Consider the following 15,990-nt stretch of genomic DNA (forward strand, 5'->3'; position numbering starts at 1 on the left):
TACATAACCAAGTTTTTTTGGTGGTGTTTACACACCACGATTTTTCACCATTTTTCGATTTGCCAGAAGGTTTATATCTTCTGTGATTTGAGGTGATTCGTTATATGAGCTACAGCTTTAGTATTTGCTTCGCATTCATACATTGAGCCATTCCAAAAAACCAAGTCAATCATGCCTGCAGTTGCTCTATCTACTAAATCACGATCACCTAATCTATCCTTTGTAGCTGTGTGTATTCGACACATATGTGGCGCTAGATGATTAAAAATCAGAGTCATTATTGGATTACTAAATTTCGTAGTACCTGCTTTTGTATAAGCGGCTTGCAAGTCTGATCCAACGCGTGAGGCTGCAATACATGGAAGAAGAAACAATCCATTTTGAGTACTAGGGGCTCCAGGATTAGCTACTTTAAATGCGAGGTTTGGAAAGGATTCCTGGAGTTTATTAAGTAATTGATCCATTACTGGAGTGATTCGTTCATCCTCATGACTACATGGGGGGATATAGAGAGTAATTGGCCTGTTATTGTCAGTTGGAATATCCGCAATATTTTGTACCTCGGATGAAGAGCCTCCTCCAACTGCTCCATCTTGAGGATCCTTATCAGTGATTTTTTCTTTAACAACGTCTGAAACTGTTTTCATGCTCTTGTTATTTAAAACACAATCATAAACTTCACCTTGCCAAAATCGGAGATCAACTACACCCATAGACCCAGGACCGGGAGAACTTTTATCAGTTAAGTTCTTGTATGTGTCAAATGGATCGCGAACATGTTCTGCCTTTGAATGAAGAACAAGAATCAATGATTTAGAATCAGGACTTTGACTAACAGCACAGCGAATTTGTTTTGAAAGATCCTTACTATCGTTAGCGTACAAAGGAATAATAGCTAGACTATCAGAGCTTGAATCTCCAGATTCTTCAAAAACGCACCCAGGTATTTGTGTGCGAAGTTGTTTGATAACCTCCTGAACTAATTCTTTTTGTATGCCATTTGCAATAACTTTTTCTGGAATAAAATACTTTAATGTTTTATTCACAGCTTCTGGCCTGTCTTCTTGTAAAGCAGCTACGGATTGATTTTCTAAACTGCTTGTTGTCTGTTGTTGTAACATTGACCCAGATTTAGCGTTTAATTTTTCCGCTCGGAGATTCTCAAGTTGCATTCTCTCACTTTCTTGAACTACGGGCGTTTGAATTTCTGACCTGCCTTTTTGTGCAGTAGCTACGGTTTGATCTTCTAAACTACTTGTTGTCTGCTGTTGCACTGATTCTGATTTATCATTAATTTTTTCCAGTGCTTCCATTCTTTTTATTAATTCTTGTTGCATCAATGCTTGCTGTTGCATCAATGCTTGATGTTGCATCTCATAATATTCGCGTTGCACCATATTATCTTTTTGAAGCTCTGCTATTAATTTGTCCTGCTCTTCAACTTTTAGCATAAGTTCTTGAGTCATCGCGTTGCTATGTTCGCTCTGCACCTCCAGCATGGAAGCGTTGGTATCGCTAACTTCAATCTTTCTTTTTTTTCCGGCACTGTCATTAAGTGAGGCACAGCCTGGGCTCTGTGATAAAAAATGAACTGAAGTATCAGCTTTAGTCCAGCGAGAAGGGGTAGCACTGCTTTCCTCAGATTTGGGTAAAGTAGTCTTGCACGTATGAAAAAATGAATCCGGAATGGCTGAGCCTGAGTTAATACTGTCCATAATGCTGTTAAACCTCCTTGAAATGCTTTTAAATTAATGTGCGCACTAAACTGTTGAGTTCAACAAACTCAAAAAGTTCAATTTTTTCCAGAAGTTTCTCGACCTTAGTAGGATTGAGAGTAGTTGATCCAGTTCGTTGATTGAGATTTTATACATGATTCAAGGCCTGCCCTTGAATTTGAGCTGATGAGTTTGCTGATTAATGTGAGTTCGATGTTCAGAAAGTGATTATGATGATCTTTCCCCGTTGCTTAATCAGATGTTTAGGTGATTGATTGCTTTTGTTCAACCAATGGTGCTTTTTATACAGCATGGAAAGCGATTTTCTCTCTCAATATTGTTTAAAGGTTTTTTTTAGGAACTTTAATCGTAAATAATAATCAATATTAAATATTTTATTAGATAAAAAAATAAGGAGGTTTTATGGAGCCTGTCTCAGGAATGTACTCCTCAGGATTGCTGTATTCAACTTATGAGCATGATTCAAATGTTTGTGAATTAGGCTCAAATGACAGATTTTCCAAAGTAGCTCAGTCAGATCGGGTTCTGAATTTTAAAAAAGAGTCTAATTATGAAAATGGTTCTGAGCTTGGAAATAAACCGTGTGAAAAAAGTATTTTTACACGTGCTTATGTGGCAATAAAAAAATGTGTTGCTTATCTTGCGTTTAAAATTCATTGGGCTTTGGGATATACCCTCAGTGAACCTATTGAAGCGTTAAAACTGATTATTCCATTAATAAAAGGGAGGAAAGAAACATTTACCAGCTATGAGCTAAATAGTAGAACCATCCGACGACATGAGGTTCCTCTCATTATGGCGCATGGTGATGCGTCGAATCAGGGTGTCTGGACACACCTTGGTAAAGCATTGAAGGAAAATGATGCTGGCCCGGGGTTCACCGTTAATATGCCTGAGGATCGAGCCAAACGAGCTGATGTCTTGCTGGAAAGGATCAAAGATGTTGCGAAGGCTGCTAACTCCAGCCCTGAGTTAGGTTCGGTAACAGTGGACCTGGCTGGTCAGTCATGGGGGGTGAGGACTGTTCTGGAAGTCATACCAAAGCTGCCGGACAATATAAAGGTTCGAAACTGTTTCCTTATGAGTCATTCACGTCTTCCAATTCAGAATGAGTTAAAAAATGGAATAGAGAAGTGTCAGGGGCAAATAGTAACTTTCCATGGAGGCTGTGATCCATATGAAATCGAAGACAAAGAAGATTGTTATTATATTGAGGATGAGTGTGTCTGTCCCTCTGTTGTCATTGATACATCGGGTCATTTTGGGCTACTCACCCATAAAAAGGTTATGAATAAAATTGTTGAAGTCCGGAGGCAACAAGGAAGCCTGTCACAGGGGGGATGAATGGAGATAAGCTACCTTCCATGGCTTACATCCTATCAGCAGTAATAACCTTTCTGACTTCCCCATGACTTGCATGGGGGTTGTAGAATCAGGATTCCGGCTGATTTGCTTCTGTACCGTCGAAACGCAGTCTGAAAGTCACTGGTACGGATTGAGAGATGCTCTTCACACCTGCCAGATCGATCAATTTCTGAATACCAGGCATCAGTCCATAGTCACTGACATCCAGCAGTATGGGTTTGGCGGTGGCTACTTCAACGGTTTTCTTATCAAGCAGGGTGACATTTATGAACTCACGGAATCGCTTGGTTTTACCATGCAGTTTAACTTTGGCTGAGACCCGCACTTTTTCAGTTGCACCCACGCTCAGGCGTTTATAAATATCTTTACTCAGGCTGATTTCAACATCAGCGGTAGGGTACTTCGACGTATCAAAAAAGATATTCCTGAGCCGGTTGTCTCGTTTATCAATCCCTGTGCTCAGGCTGGCAAGGTCAATGGTCAGCTTTGCTTTTCCATCATCGGTGACATTGGCATCAAATGATTCAAAATGACCCACCGTGCCAATCTGGGCTGCTTTGATAAAGGTGAAATACAGTTCTGACTGGCTCTTATCGAGACTCCATTGTGCCTGGGCATTGCCAAAAATGACCAGACCGAAAAGTGTCAGTACTTTCAAAAGCGTGTTAAACCGCATAGAACTTCCCTGAGTTAGCTTTATTTTTATAAATCGAGGTTGAATCCTAAAGGGAGTGTTGTGGATATTACAACGTTAGAATGGATGATTGTTGAAAAAACATCGATATTCTGGGGGGATATGAAGTATTTATTGCCAGTGTCATCAGATAACGATTGAACCACAGAGATCACAAAGTACACGAAGAAGGGCTTTCTTTTCCTTTGTGCGCTTTGTGATCTCTGTGGTTCAAAAAACATCACCGAAGCTTGGTCTGACCCTCCTGGCGAATCAATGATTCAGAGGCAGGCAGTGACTTAAGCCTCTTCAATTTTCACCCGGAAAAAGACCGCATAAAACAGTGGAATGACCACCAGCGTCAGGATGGTGGCAAACAGAAGACCAAACATAATGGTCACCGCCATGCTTTTGAAAAACGGGTCTATCAACAGCGGGGCCACACCCAGTATGGTGGTCAGAGCGCCCAGTAACACGGGGCGGGCACGGCTGAGGGCTGCGTCAATAATGGCGTGATATGGCGGCTTGCCATCTCTGATTTCCACATCGGCCTGATCCACCAGAACAATTGCATTCTTCACCATCATGCCGATCAGGCTTAAGAAGCCAAGAATCGCCATAAACTCAAAGGGTGTCTGGAAGATCACCAGACCAGCAGCGACACCCACCAGTGCCAGTGGTGTTGTCAGCCAGATCACCAGAGGCTGGCGAAGGGCGTTAAACATAAAGATCACCGACAGGATCATCGCCGCAAAACCATAAGGCGCAGAAATTACCAGACCTTCGTTGGCGTCTTTTGATGCTTTAAATTCTCCATACCAGGTCAGCTCATAGCCAGGCGGCATTTCAATGGCTTCGATTTTGCTGCGCAAGAGATTGAAGGCATCTGCCGTCAATACACCGGGCGCCGGATCAGCCTGTACCAGAATGGTGGGCACTCGGTCGATACGGCGCAGAATGGCATCCTGATAAACCACATCCACCGATTCCACCAACTGGCTTACCGGAATAAAGGTATTCGCTTTCGGGCTGAATACTTCTGTGTTTTCGATGGCTCGTTGATGATTGCGTTCACCTTCAGGGGCACGAACCACAATGGGAATTAAGTCATCCCCCTCCCGGTAAACACCCACATTTCGCCCGGTCAGCGTTTGGGCGATGGCCTGGTTGATCTCTGGTGTGGTCAGACCAAACCGTTGCGCCTCTTCAGCGGAATAAACCGGTCGGAGTACAGGCACCTGTTGACGCCAGTCGTCTTGTACTGCGATCAGGTTGCTGTCGCTTAACATAATGGCCTTGGCCTGTTCCGCCAGCTGGCGCAGTACCTGACTGTCCGGGCCTTTGAAACCGGCTTCGATTTTCTTGCCACCACCCCGGCCCAGCATGAATTTCCAGACTTTGATGGACGCATCGGGATATTTGCTGGCCAGCTCGCTCTGCAGTTCGCCGATCAGTGGGGCAATTCTGGTGTAGTCGTCAATGTCGATCAGCAGCTGGCCATAACTTGGGTTTCTGGCCTCCGGTGAATAGGTCAGCATAAAGCGCAGACCACCACCGCCAATAAAACTGGCGATATTGGTGATGCCTTCTTTGGCTTTTACATCCTGCTCGACATCGGCAATGATTGCCTCAGTACGCGTGATATCGGAGCCCTGTGGCAGGTAAACATCAACGACAAATTGTGGGCGCTGTGAATCGGGCATAAACCCCGGAGGTACAAACTGTACTCCCCAGATAGCTACCGCCAATGTGCCCATAAGTAGCGCTGAGCTTATCAGACGATGTTTAAGTACCCACATTAACAGTGCTTTATAAGCCGTTACCATTCGGCCCGGTTTCTGGTCAGCCGCTATGGCTTTTACTTTTAGAAAGTCATGGCAGAGCATCGGGGTTACCGTGACCGCAAATACCCAGCTGAGGAGCATGGAATAGAGAATTACCCAGAACAGTGAGCCGGCGTATTCCCCCATATCGGATGGAGAAAGACCAATGGCGCTGAAGGCGCAGATGCCCACAACGGTACCGCCCAGCAGAGGCCACTGGGTAGATTTTACGATCTCTGACGCCAGGGCTGCACGGTCTTCATCGGGGTTTTTCTGCAGACGCACCAGAATACCGTCGGTGACCACAATGGCATTGTCCACCAGCATGCCGAGGGCAATGATCAGTGCCCCGAGGGAGATACGCTGCATGGCGATATCTTCAACCAGCATAATGCACAGTGTACCCGCCACGGTCAGCAGTAACACAAAGCCAATAATGACGCCGGAGCGCACCCCCATAAACAACAGCAGTACGACAAAGACAATGGCAACGGCAGCAATCAGGTTATCGATAAAGTTGGCCACTGATGCGCGTACGGAATCGGATTGCATGGAAATTACATGCAGCTCCATACCCAGGGGGCGCTGGCTTTCCAGTTCGGCAATTCGGGCTTTAACCGCATCACCCATATCCACCACATTACCGCCGGTGACATTGGAAATACCAAAACCGATGGCCCGTTCACCGTTATAACGCATCAGCATGGATGCCGGTTCCTGATAGCCACGCTTCAGGTCAGCAATATCACCCAGGCGCAGCACGGTACTGTTCTCACCAACGCCCACCTGCAGATTTTTCAGATCATCAAATGAGTGCACGCTGGCGTCGGGGATCACCGGAATACGCATGGAATTGGTTTCAATACTGCCAGCAACGGTCACCAGATTTTGCTTTTGCAGTACTTGAAGAACCTGCTCGGCAGACAGGCCAAATTTGGCCATACGTTCACTGGAAATCTCGACAAAAATGGTCTCCTGCTGTTCGGCTAGTGTGGCCGTTTTGGCAACACCCGGCACCAGTACCAGCTCACGACGCAGTGTGTCTACATAGTCCTGCAGCTGTTTATCGGTGAACCCTTCACCGGTTACTGCAAAAAAGAGCGCATACACATCCGAGAAATCATCGTTAACAATGGAAGGGCCAGCCCCCGGTGGCAGTTGTCGTTGGACATCACTGATTTTTCGACGCAGTTTGTCCCAGACCTGTTGTAAATCCGCAGAGCTTTTGGCGAACTCCAGCTGAATTTCAACGGTCACTTCCGACATGCCCTGTTTGGAGACGGATTTTACCTCCTTTAACTCCTGAAGCGATTGAACAGCGCCTTCGATCAAATCCGTGACTTCATCAGAGACTTCCTGGGCTGTGGCTCCGTAGTAAGGGGTATTAATAACCGCTTGACGAATCACGAATTCCGGATCTTCAAAACGACCCAGTTTCAGGTAGCTGATATAGCCGCCAATCAGGGTCAGGGCAATAATGACCCAGACGCTGGTTCGCTTTGCGATGGTATAACGTGCAATATCCATGCATCAGGCTCCAGCGTTTTTCTGAAGAGAGTCGTCGCTGTATGGACGAACTTCCATACCCTCTTTAAGGCTGGATACACCTGCGGTGATCACGCGCTCCCCAAGAGACAGGTGTTTTTTGATAGTAATGCGGTTTTTGCTCAGACTGCCGACTTCTACGAAGCGCTTTTCTACCTTGTTGTCACTGTTAACCACCCAGACAAACTGTTTCCCCTGGTTATCAGGAATAATTGCGGTCAGGGGTACAGTGATATTCGATGGTCCGATGTTGCCTTTTGACTGGGTGCTGGCAGCGATTACTTTAACTGCCATACCTGGCAGAACACGGAAACCTTTCAAATCCTCAAAACCCATGACGACCGGATAAGTCTGGGACATAGGGTCCGCCTCTGTGGCATAGGTACGCAGAGCCAGTGGGAATAATTGGCCAGGTATGGCTGATAACTCGGCATTGGCGGCGGTTTGGTGCAGCCCGGAAAGCATGACCTTATGGGGGAGATTGATGACGACTTCCAGGTCGCTCAGGTCATGAAGAACAAGAACCGGGCTGTTGGCCTGGATCTGGATATGGTTATCGACAAACTTGCGACCAATAATACCGTCAAAAGGTGCTCTCAGTTCGGTGTATTCAAACTGTCGTTTTGTTTCATCAACACGGTTTCTGGCCAGGTTGTAACGGGTCGTAATGGCATCCAGATCACTCTTGGAAATAGCCCGGCTTTTCTCAAAAATGGCCTTTGCCCGTGTATAGTCATCTCCAGTGCTCTTAAGCTCCAGTTCGGCAGATTCCAGAGCGGTCTTCGCATCCCGGGCATCCAGTCTGGCCAGCAGATCACCCTGTCTGACGTGGTCACCCTCTTTTACTCGAATATCAGTGAGCAGGCCTCCCACACGAAAGGCAAGATTGGCTCGTTCGGCAGAACGTACAACACCATTGAAACTGAGCTCATCACTGACTGTATTGGTTACAAGTTCTGTCAGAGCAGGCTGAATAACCGCCGTTTTGGTTTGTGCCGCGTCTTCTTTACCGCATCCTCCAAGAAGGAGCGATGCCAGAGCAATGCCAGCTGCCAGTCTGGTGACTTTTATCGATGCCAACATAGTGACCTGTCTCTAAAAAATTCTGATCAGGTGTGACCAGTTAAAATGAAAGGTTTTTTGGAAAGTCCGTTTTGAGTAACTCAAAAGTAAACTTATGAGTTTATATTATGCTTGCGCTCATTAAATGTAAACTCTATAGTGTACTTCGTGTGTTGCTTTATTTGCCCCTTAACTCCTGCAATGTGCAGGAGCGGGGGCGTTCAAGTTATTAGTTGATAAAGCGGATGCGCAGGATGAGGTGATAAAAGGGAGAGGAACCAGTGACACGCTCTGAGCGAAAACGTCAAGCTATCATCGATGCGGCGAAAGAAGAGTTTATCCAATACGGTTTTCTTGCTGCCAATATGGATAGAGTTTGTACCGCAGCCGAAGTGTCCAAGCGTACGCTTTATCGTCACTTTGAAAGCAAGGAGCTGTTGTTTGAATCGGTGCTGACCATTATTCAGACCTCGGCGTATGAGGCAGTACGCTATCCCTTTGATTCGAAGCTTAGCCTTCATTCACAACTGACAACCATCACTTTTAAAGAAGTTGAAATTCTCTATCAAACCTATGGCATTCCGCTGTCACGCACCATCGTGATGGAGTTTCTCCGTCAACCGGACATGGCGCAAAACCTCATCAATACGCTATACAGTACAAAAGCCGTGACCCAATGGTTCAAGGAGGCCATGGGGGCCGGTCAGTTGAATGAAGCTGATCTTGGTGTGATCACCAATATATACATCAGTCTCTTTCAGGGAATGTTGTTCTGGCCGCAGGTCATCAAAGGAGAGCCTGTACCGGAAGGCAAAACGCTGGAAGAGAAGGTTGAGGTTGTAGTGACTACCGTATTGGGAGCGTGTGAGGCAAAAAACAAACTACAATAGAGCTCTCGGTTTTCAGGCTCTCACTGGTTAAGTATGTTTTCTCTACCAGAGCTTCGGTTTATTAATAATAAAGATTAAATTGTTCCGGGCATTGATCATCCATTAACGCTTGAAAAAAATTCCCGGTTATTGTGTGGAATGGAAGAAGCGTTCAGATTAAAGAAATAGTTATGATTTTCATCAAGGCTGACGATGCTGGCAAGTATACACCGGAGCAAAAGTCAGCGCTGAAAAAGCAAGCTATGTATATTATTGATAGAGTCAAGAAATCCCATCCAGCCTATTTTAAACATTGCTTATCAACCTTTTACAGGGAGACCCAATGCATGTAATTGCCTCGCTGTTTTCAGCGAATGCACGCCAGGCTTGCTGGCCAAAAACTTTAAAGCAAACACCAAATACTCCTTGAGTTATCCCGTTCTCCGAGAGTACGCTTGCAATAAGAATAAATCAGTGTGAAGCCACGCTGCTGACAAAAGTGGTGACAAGATCTATGACCGATATTATTACAACAGCCCGAGACCAACTGCTGACCCCGGCCAATATCGGCGACAGCGAACTCAGCCGAATTCTGGATACCATTCTGGGTCACAATGTGGATGCTGCTGACCTCTATTTTCAATCCATGCGCCATGAGTCCTGGGTGCTGGAAGATGGCATCGTTAAGGAAGGCAGTTTCAATGTAGACAGTGGTGTTGGTGTTCGAGCCATGAGTGGCGAGAAGACTGGCTTTGCCTATTCCAACGAAATTATTCTCCCGGCATTGGAACAGGCTGCTGGCGCTGCCCGGAGCATTGCCAGGGTTGGGCAGCAGAAGCAGGTTCAGGCATGGCAACGGAGCCAGCCATTGGCTCTGTATGGAACATCGAACCCCCTGGATTCCTTAACCAGTGAAGATAAAGTCGATCTTTTGAAGAAGCTGGATCAGGAAGCCCGCAAAGCTGACCCAAGTATCAAACAAGTAACCGTGAGTCTTGCCGGTGTTCATGAAGTGGTGCTGGTGGCAGCATCCGATGGTACCCTTGCCGCCGATATTCGACCGCTGGTTCGTCTCAATGTCAGTGTTATTGCTGAGAAAGAGGGACGCATTGAGCGCGGTTCAGCTGGCGGTGGCGGTCGTGGCGACTATCTACAGTTCCTGTTGAATGATACCGGTCTTGAATATGCCAGAAAGGCCGTTCGCCAAGCCATGACTAACCTTGAAGCTGTCGCTGCTCCAGCGGGTGCAATGCCCGTGGTGCTCAGTTCTGGTTGGTCCGGTGTACTGCTTCATGAAGCTGTCGGTCATGGTTTGGAAGGTGATTTTAACCGCAAGGGCTCCTCATCTTATGCAGGGCGAATTGGAGAACGGGTAGCCTCACCTCATTGCACGATTGTTGATGATGGTACCTTGGGAGGTCGTCGTGGTTCCATGAATATGGACGACGAAGGTGTACCCACAGAAAGTACCGTATTGATTGAGAACGGTATTCTCAAAGGTTATATGCAGGATAAGCTGAATGCCCGATTGATGGGGGTTGCACCTACCGGTAATGGGCGGCGGGAGTCTTATTCACATCTGCCAATGCCGAGAATGACCAACACCTATATGCTGGCTGGCAAGCATGACCCTGAAGAGATTATCAGCAGCGTCAAGAAAGGCATCTACGTGGAAAACATGGGCGGTGGCCAGGTTGATATCACCTCCGGTAAGTTTGTATTCTCCACCAGTGAGGCCTGGCTGATCGAAAATGGCAAGAAGACGGTGCCGGTGAAAGGGGCAACCCTGATTGGCAACGGCCCAGATGTGATGAACAAGGTTTCCATGGTGGGCAATGACCTTGAGCTGGATCCTGGCGTTGGCATCTGTGGTAAAGATGGTCAGTCGGTTCCGGTGGGCGTTGGTCAACCAACATTGAAGATTGATGAAATCACCGTGGGTGGAACCGCCTGAACTACCCGCCTTTCACCAGAGCTACGTAGTCGGTAATCCTGAAAGGACTGCCGACAGCGCCTCTTGTCCTCTTGTCGGCAACCCGACGGGTTACCAGCCTACGCTTTTTCTTCCTCGTTCCGGTGGTGTTCCATGGGAGCACCTGCTACTCCTCACACTTCATATCCAGTGCGCTCTATCTGTATTTCCATGTTAAGCGTGAGAGCAACGAAATCCCACAAACTCGAGAATTACAGAGTATTTCTTTCAGACTGGAAATAATGCACTGAAAAGGATAAAACTTTTTTGTTAACACCCCTTGATTATTTGTTTTAAGTGATGATAACACTAGTCACTGCAGCCTTTCGGCTTTGCTACACCCCTACGCGCACAGGGCTTCTTTTTACAGGACGTGAAAAGATCGTGCGGAGTTTGTTTGGTCGACAGGGGATTGAGTACGCTGCAAATTGAATTCAATGCGCTCAATGTTGACTTAAGGGACAAAACACATGCAAGGATACAGGAAGTCGATTCTCAGCCTGGCTATTAGTGGAGTGCTGACCGGTATTATGGCTTTGCCAGCCTATTCAGCAGATACAGCAATTACTGAGGCAAATGATGGAGGGCTCGTTCGTGCCAGTGCTGTTTCTGATCCTGAAGATGTGCAAGTCGCTACAGGTAATTCTATCAGTATTGCTTCTGACGTTGCTATTACAACAGACGCCACTGGAAGTGGACCTGCTTTGACAGTGGACTCTGAATCCACTGCCTATGAATTAGACATTACTGTTGATGGTTCAATCAATGGTACGCTGCAAAGTGATAATACCACTGCGGCAACAAGAGATGGTCTGCAGGTTACGGGTACCAGCAATATTACTAGTGATATTACTATAAATGGTAGCATCCTGGGCTCAGGTACAGGCCTTAACATTATGCCCAGTGCCGGATCTTTCACCGGGGATATTATCATTGGGACTGGTGCATCAGTAATTGCGTCCAGTGTGGCCTTCAGTATGAGTCGGCAGTTCATAGGAAATATTGTCAACAATGGTTCTGTCGGAGACAGTACGACAGCAACTGCTTTTAACACCGCCCAATGGACTGGTCAGATTACCAATACAGGCTCGATTACAGCTTCTGATAATGCTTTTAATAGTGCTCAGACCGTTACGTTAGTCAACGCAGCCAGTGGCGTTATTACCGGTGATTTATCGAACAGTGGTAGTTATACCATTACAAATAACGGAACCATTACTGGTGATTTGGAAGCAACAGGAACTAATACGCTGACCAACTCAGGGACATTTACTGGGGATATTAACGGTGGGACTAACACCCTGACAAACAATGCGGGAGGTGTTGTCAGTGGTGCCATTATTGATGTTGATGGTGGCTTACTAACCAATGCCGGAACGATTACAGCCACTGGTGCTTTAACCGCCCTTGGTATTACCAATGATGGTTCAATCACGGCTGATTCCATCAACTCCGGATCTGCGGCGCTGACGAACAATGCTGCCGGTACGATCAATGTTACTAACGCTCTTACTATTGGTGCAGCCTCCAGCAATGCCGGAACCATCAATGCAGGTAGTTTTGCCGCGGGAGCCAATGCGTTCACTAACACTGGCACAGCAACACTGGGCGTTATGGCCAGCACTGGAACAGTGACTAACTCCGGTACGCTCTCTATTAATGAAGGCTCAACTGTTGCCACCTATGATGGTTCGGGAGGAACTTTGGAGCTCGTTGCTACCTCCGGTGCAGGTGCCTTGTTGACAGCATCTTCAAGTGCCACATTGGATGCTGACTCAAAAATCGTTGTAAACGGCAGTGATGCTTTTGTTAGCTCTGCCAGTGCAGCGACCAATATTGAATTAATTTCTGGCACATTATCAGCTACTGGATTTTCGACGGACAACATTTCATCAGGCTCTGCTCTTATCAGCCTGTCAAACCTGACCCTTGCAGGAGCATCGGTTGCAGCGGATGTTGAAGTGCTTTCAGCGGACAGTGTTCTTGATGGATCTGGAGCGACTGAGTCTACTCAATCATTGGCCTCGGATTTCCAGACTCTGAGTGCGGAAGAGCAGGTTGTTACAGGCGTATACGGAACACTTATCGATAATTCTGGCAGCACTTCGGAGATGAACGACTACCTGGATGAGATTCGTCCGGATGATTCGGGCTCTGCCGCATTAACGGTAAGTGATGCAACTGCAGCTGCAATGAGTAACATCAGAAATAGAGGAGCCAGTCTGCGTGGCATCAGTTTTGGTGATCTACAGACTGGTGACAATCTATGGATTCAGGCGCTCTACAGTCAAGCGGATCAGGATGCCAGGGGGGGCAATCTTGGCTATGAAAGTACGCTTGCCGGCTTCACCTTTGGTGCCGATCGGGATATGGACGGCCAGACATTTGGCTTTGCCGTCAGTTATGGTGACTCCCACATAGATTTTGATGGTCGTGACCAGCGTGATGAAGTGACTACTTATCTGGGTTCTCTCTATCACTTTATGCGCCGTGACACTATGTATATTGACAGCAGTCTTACTCTGGGTGGATCAGACCATAAAGGTCGCAGGCTGAGCGGTGCTGCACAGATGAACTCAAAATATCACTCCGAGCAGGTGGGGGTACAGTCGCTTGCAGGAATGTATATGCCAAGAGGCCGGTTTATGTTGGAACCGATGGCGGCTGTTCGCATGAGCATGGTTAAGGTGGATGGTTATACTGCGAGCAATGGTGATGGTACCCTGACTGAGCAGGTTGGCAGTACCAACTATCATAAAATCGAAGCCGGTATTGGTGGTGCAGTCAGCACCAGCTGGGAAACAGATAAAGGCATGATGACGCCTCGAGCATCAGTGATGGTCTATCACGATTTTGTTGGAGACTCTATGGATAATCAGGTGACTTTTGCTGGAAATGATTACACCCTTAAAAGTACCACACCTGAGAAAACCAGTTATGAGGCTTATCTTGGCGTCGATATGGACAGTGGTGAGAATACCACGGTTAATATGGGGTATACCCGCGTAATGAAGAGTGGTTTCAGTTCAGATAACTTAAACGTTAAATTGAAATACACTTTCTGATACTAAGTCTGAAGTGAAAAAAAACGGTGCTTGATAGCACCGTTTTTTTTGCATTGTTATCAGCTTTATTGGGCACTCTAATCAAAGTAAGTTGGCAGCTCAGGCTTATTTCTGTGTTCAAATAACAACTGAATATCTTCTGGCAGTGTTCTACCTCTGGACAGTTCTGGTAAATCATCAACATCAAAAAAGCCGATGTCTGAGATTTCGATATTCTCTTTGGGGGCTCCCCCTGTCAATTCACAAAGAAAAATCAATTTATAAATATGGTATGGGCTTCGTGGGCAGTAGGGGTGTCTTTGGGTATCCCGCAGTGCCACCAGCTTTATGGCTTTAGCGGTATATCCGGACTCTTCCATAACCTCCCGCTCAACACCATAAGCGGGTGGTTCGCACACATCTCCCCAGCCTCCAGGCAGAGTCCAGCCCCCATCCGCACGTTCTTTCACCAACAGTATTTGATCATCAAGGAAAACACCGCCACGAAGATCCACTTTGGGTGTGGCGTAACCGTGGTCAGGTAAAAAGTAATCATCTACCTTTTCTATTGGTGCACCCGTTAACAGGGCTGTCATCTCATGAGCAATGGTTTGCAGCTGATGGTACCGCTCCAGGTCAAACTCATCCCTGGAAAAGGTAAGCCCGTTCTGGGCTATAGCTTTGATTTTTTCTGCCCAGTCGGTCCAGGGGTTCATCACGGCAAGATCATCAACCATCGCAGGCTCCGCTATTTGTTATCTTGTGAGAGTTGCTCAGCGCTTTGTACTAATGGTTTCTCAGCACTGTCATCAGGCCCTAACAGAATAGCTACATTCCGCCATCGTTTTGAAGATTCCATCATGATTTTTAAAAACATGGTGAGAGGAACGGACAGGATCATGCCCACAGGCCCCAGCAGCCAACCCCAGAAAATCAGTGACAGGAAAACCACCAGAGGAGAAAGGCCCAGCCCCTGTCCCATCACGTTGGGCTCAATGATATTACCGATCATGACGTTAATAGCCAGATAGCCGGCCATAATCAGCATGGCGTCGGTATAGCCGAACTGCAGAAGGGTGAGCAGGATGCCGGGAATGGCGGCAACAATGGAGCCGACATTAGGAATAAAGTTGAACAGAAAGGCTACCAGTCCCCAGAGAACATAAAAGTTGACCCCTTTTGCCCAGAGCATTACACCGACCAGCATACCAGTGAACATACTGATCAGCGTTTTCAGGGCTACATAGCGGTTGAAGGATCGAAGAAACCGGCGCATGCTCTGTAATTCATGGTCTGGGGATGATAGTGCAATGCGCAGCTTACCCGGCAGAAGAGGGGCTTCCAGCAGCATGAATATGGTGGCGATCAAAATCAGCAGGGCAAAGCTCATGGTGCTGCCGAGTTTGCCAATCATATTGGTCAGCAGGCTGACCAGAGCCGATGGGTCAAAGGAATCAGTAAACGTTTTCAGGTCAACATGGATATTTTTCTCAGCGAGATAGACCTGTGTGTTTCTGAAAGTCTCTGTCAGTTGTTCACGGTAACCGGGCAGGGCTGCGGTAAATTCCTGAGCTGTGCTGGCAACATTGCCAAGAAAGAACAGAGCGAAGATAACAAAGGCCGTCAAAGTAAATATAATCCCAAGGATGCGTGGGATTTTAAACCGGGCCAGAAGGTCAACCAGCGGGTTTGCCAACAGGGCAAGCAGTGCAGACAGCAGCAGTGGTATGACCAGTGTGCTGCCCAGCTTGATGCCCGTCATGATAATGATCAGAGCCGCCAGCCCCTGAAATATATGACGGACATGTGTCGTTTTGATGCCCCGCATCAGGTTAACCTCAATGAAAATTGGAAAGCTTACTGCCAGAGCAGTAGATTTCATCATAGTTAACTTGAGCGTG

Annotated in this window: 10 protein-coding genes; 4 read left to right on the forward strand and 6 right to left on the reverse strand. The window is 46.9% G+C overall.

The window, feature by feature from the left end; all coding sequences use genetic code 11:
• Positions 1–71: 71 nt before the first annotated feature.
• Complete coding sequence (locus GV64_RS09315) at positions 72–1,715, reverse strand: hypothetical protein (protein ID WP_020585114.1); 1,644 nt, start codon at positions 1,713–1,715, stop codon at positions 72–74.
• A 633-nt stretch (positions 1,716–2,348) separates the two neighbouring features.
• Here GV64_RS09315 and GV64_RS09320 point away from each other — a divergent pair.
• Positions 2,349–3,080: a hypothetical protein gene (locus tag GV64_RS09320; RefSeq protein WP_152553985.1), complete on the forward strand. Its 732-nt coding sequence runs from the start codon at positions 2,349–2,351 to the stop codon at positions 3,078–3,080.
• Between the two features lie 88 nt (positions 3,081–3,168).
• Here GV64_RS09320 and GV64_RS09325 read toward each other — a convergent pair whose 3' ends face one another.
• The 3 genes from GV64_RS09325 to GV64_RS09335 all read right to left on the reverse strand — a co-directional run bounded on the left by GV64_RS09325 (position 3,169) and on the right by GV64_RS09335 (position 8,225).
• Positions 3,169–3,777, reverse strand: coding sequence for a YceI family protein (locus tag GV64_RS09325; RefSeq protein WP_020585112.1), 609 nt, complete (start codon positions 3,775–3,777; stop codon positions 3,169–3,171).
• Positions 3,778–4,073: 296 nt separating this feature from the next.
• Positions 4,074–7,124 carry an efflux RND transporter permease subunit gene (locus tag GV64_RS09330; RefSeq protein WP_020585111.1) on the reverse strand — a complete coding sequence of 1,017 codons (3,051 nt, stop codon included), beginning with the start codon at positions 7,122–7,124 and terminating at the stop codon, positions 4,074–4,076.
• 3 nt (positions 7,125–7,127) lie between these two features.
• Positions 7,128–8,225 carry an efflux RND transporter periplasmic adaptor subunit gene (locus GV64_RS09335; RefSeq protein ID WP_020585110.1) on the reverse strand — a complete coding sequence of 366 codons (1,098 nt, stop codon included), beginning with the start codon at positions 8,223–8,225 and terminating at the stop codon, positions 7,128–7,130.
• 260 nt (positions 8,226–8,485) lie between these two features.
• Here GV64_RS09335 and GV64_RS09340 point away from each other — a divergent pair, with 260 nt between their 5' ends.
• The 3 genes from GV64_RS09340 to GV64_RS25235 all read left to right on the forward strand — a co-directional run bounded on the left by GV64_RS09340 (position 8,486) and on the right by GV64_RS25235 (position 14,110).
• Entirely contained in the window at positions 8,486–9,094 is a 609-nt protein-coding gene (locus GV64_RS09340; protein ID WP_020585109.1) for a TetR/AcrR family transcriptional regulator, read from the forward strand.
• 493 nt (positions 9,095–9,587) lie between these two features.
• Positions 9,588–11,027, forward strand: coding sequence for a metalloprotease TldD (tldD, locus tag GV64_RS09345; RefSeq protein WP_020585107.1), 1,440 nt, complete (start codon positions 9,588–9,590; stop codon positions 11,025–11,027).
• Positions 11,028–11,515: 488 nt separating this feature from the next.
• A complete protein-coding gene (locus GV64_RS25235) occupies positions 11,516–14,110 on the forward strand; it encodes an autotransporter outer membrane beta-barrel domain-containing protein (protein WP_020585106.1) in 2,595 nt (864 codons plus the stop codon).
• A gap of 77 nt (positions 14,111–14,187) precedes the next feature.
• Here the strand turns inward: GV64_RS25235 and GV64_RS09355 are convergent, their stop codons facing one another.
• Together GV64_RS09355 and GV64_RS09360 are read right to left on the reverse strand one after the other, a co-directional pair.
• On the reverse strand, positions 14,188–14,826 hold the full coding sequence (locus tag GV64_RS09355; RefSeq protein ID WP_020585105.1) for an NUDIX hydrolase: 639 nt from the start codon (positions 14,824–14,826) through the stop codon (positions 14,188–14,190).
• A gap of 11 nt (positions 14,827–14,837) precedes the next feature.
• A complete protein-coding gene (locus GV64_RS09360) occupies positions 14,838–15,974 on the reverse strand; it encodes an AI-2E family transporter (RefSeq protein ID WP_081622234.1) in 1,137 nt (378 codons plus the stop codon).
• Positions 15,975–15,990: the final 16 nt, after the last annotated feature.

Origin of the sequence: Endozoicomonas elysicola, assembly GCF_000710775.1 — a bacterium.
Taxonomy (GTDB): Bacteria; Pseudomonadota; Gammaproteobacteria; order Pseudomonadales; family Endozoicomonadaceae; genus Endozoicomonas; species Endozoicomonas elysicola.

Excerpts from the sequence above, each read along its gene's own strand:
- GV64_RS09315 (WP_020585114.1), bottom strand. The coding sequence starts at position 1,715 with ATGGACAGTATTAACTCAGGCTCAGCCATTCCGGATTCATTTTTTCAT.
- GV64_RS09325 (WP_020585112.1), bottom strand. The coding sequence starts at position 3,777 with ATGCGGTTTAACACGCTTTTGAAAGTACTGACACTTTTCGGTCTGGTC.
- GV64_RS09330 (WP_020585111.1), bottom strand. The coding sequence starts at position 7,124 with ATGGATATTGCACGTTATACCATCGCAAAGCGAACCAGCGTCTGGGTC.
- GV64_RS09335 (WP_020585110.1), bottom strand. The coding sequence starts at position 8,225 with ATGTTGGCATCGATAAAAGTCACCAGACTGGCAGCTGGCATTGCTCTG.
- tldD (WP_020585107.1), top strand. The coding sequence starts at position 9,588 with ATGACCGATATTATTACAACAGCCCGAGACCAACTGCTGACCCCGGCC.
- GV64_RS25235 (WP_020585106.1), top strand. The coding sequence starts at position 11,516 with ATGCAAGGATACAGGAAGTCGATTCTCAGCCTGGCTATTAGTGGAGTG.
- GV64_RS09355 (WP_020585105.1), bottom strand. The coding sequence starts at position 14,826 with ATGGTTGATGATCTTGCCGTGATGAACCCCTGGACCGACTGGGCAGAA.
- GV64_RS09360 (WP_081622234.1), bottom strand. The coding sequence starts at position 15,974 with ATGATGAAATCTACTGCTCTGGCAGTAAGCTTTCCAATTTTCATTGAG.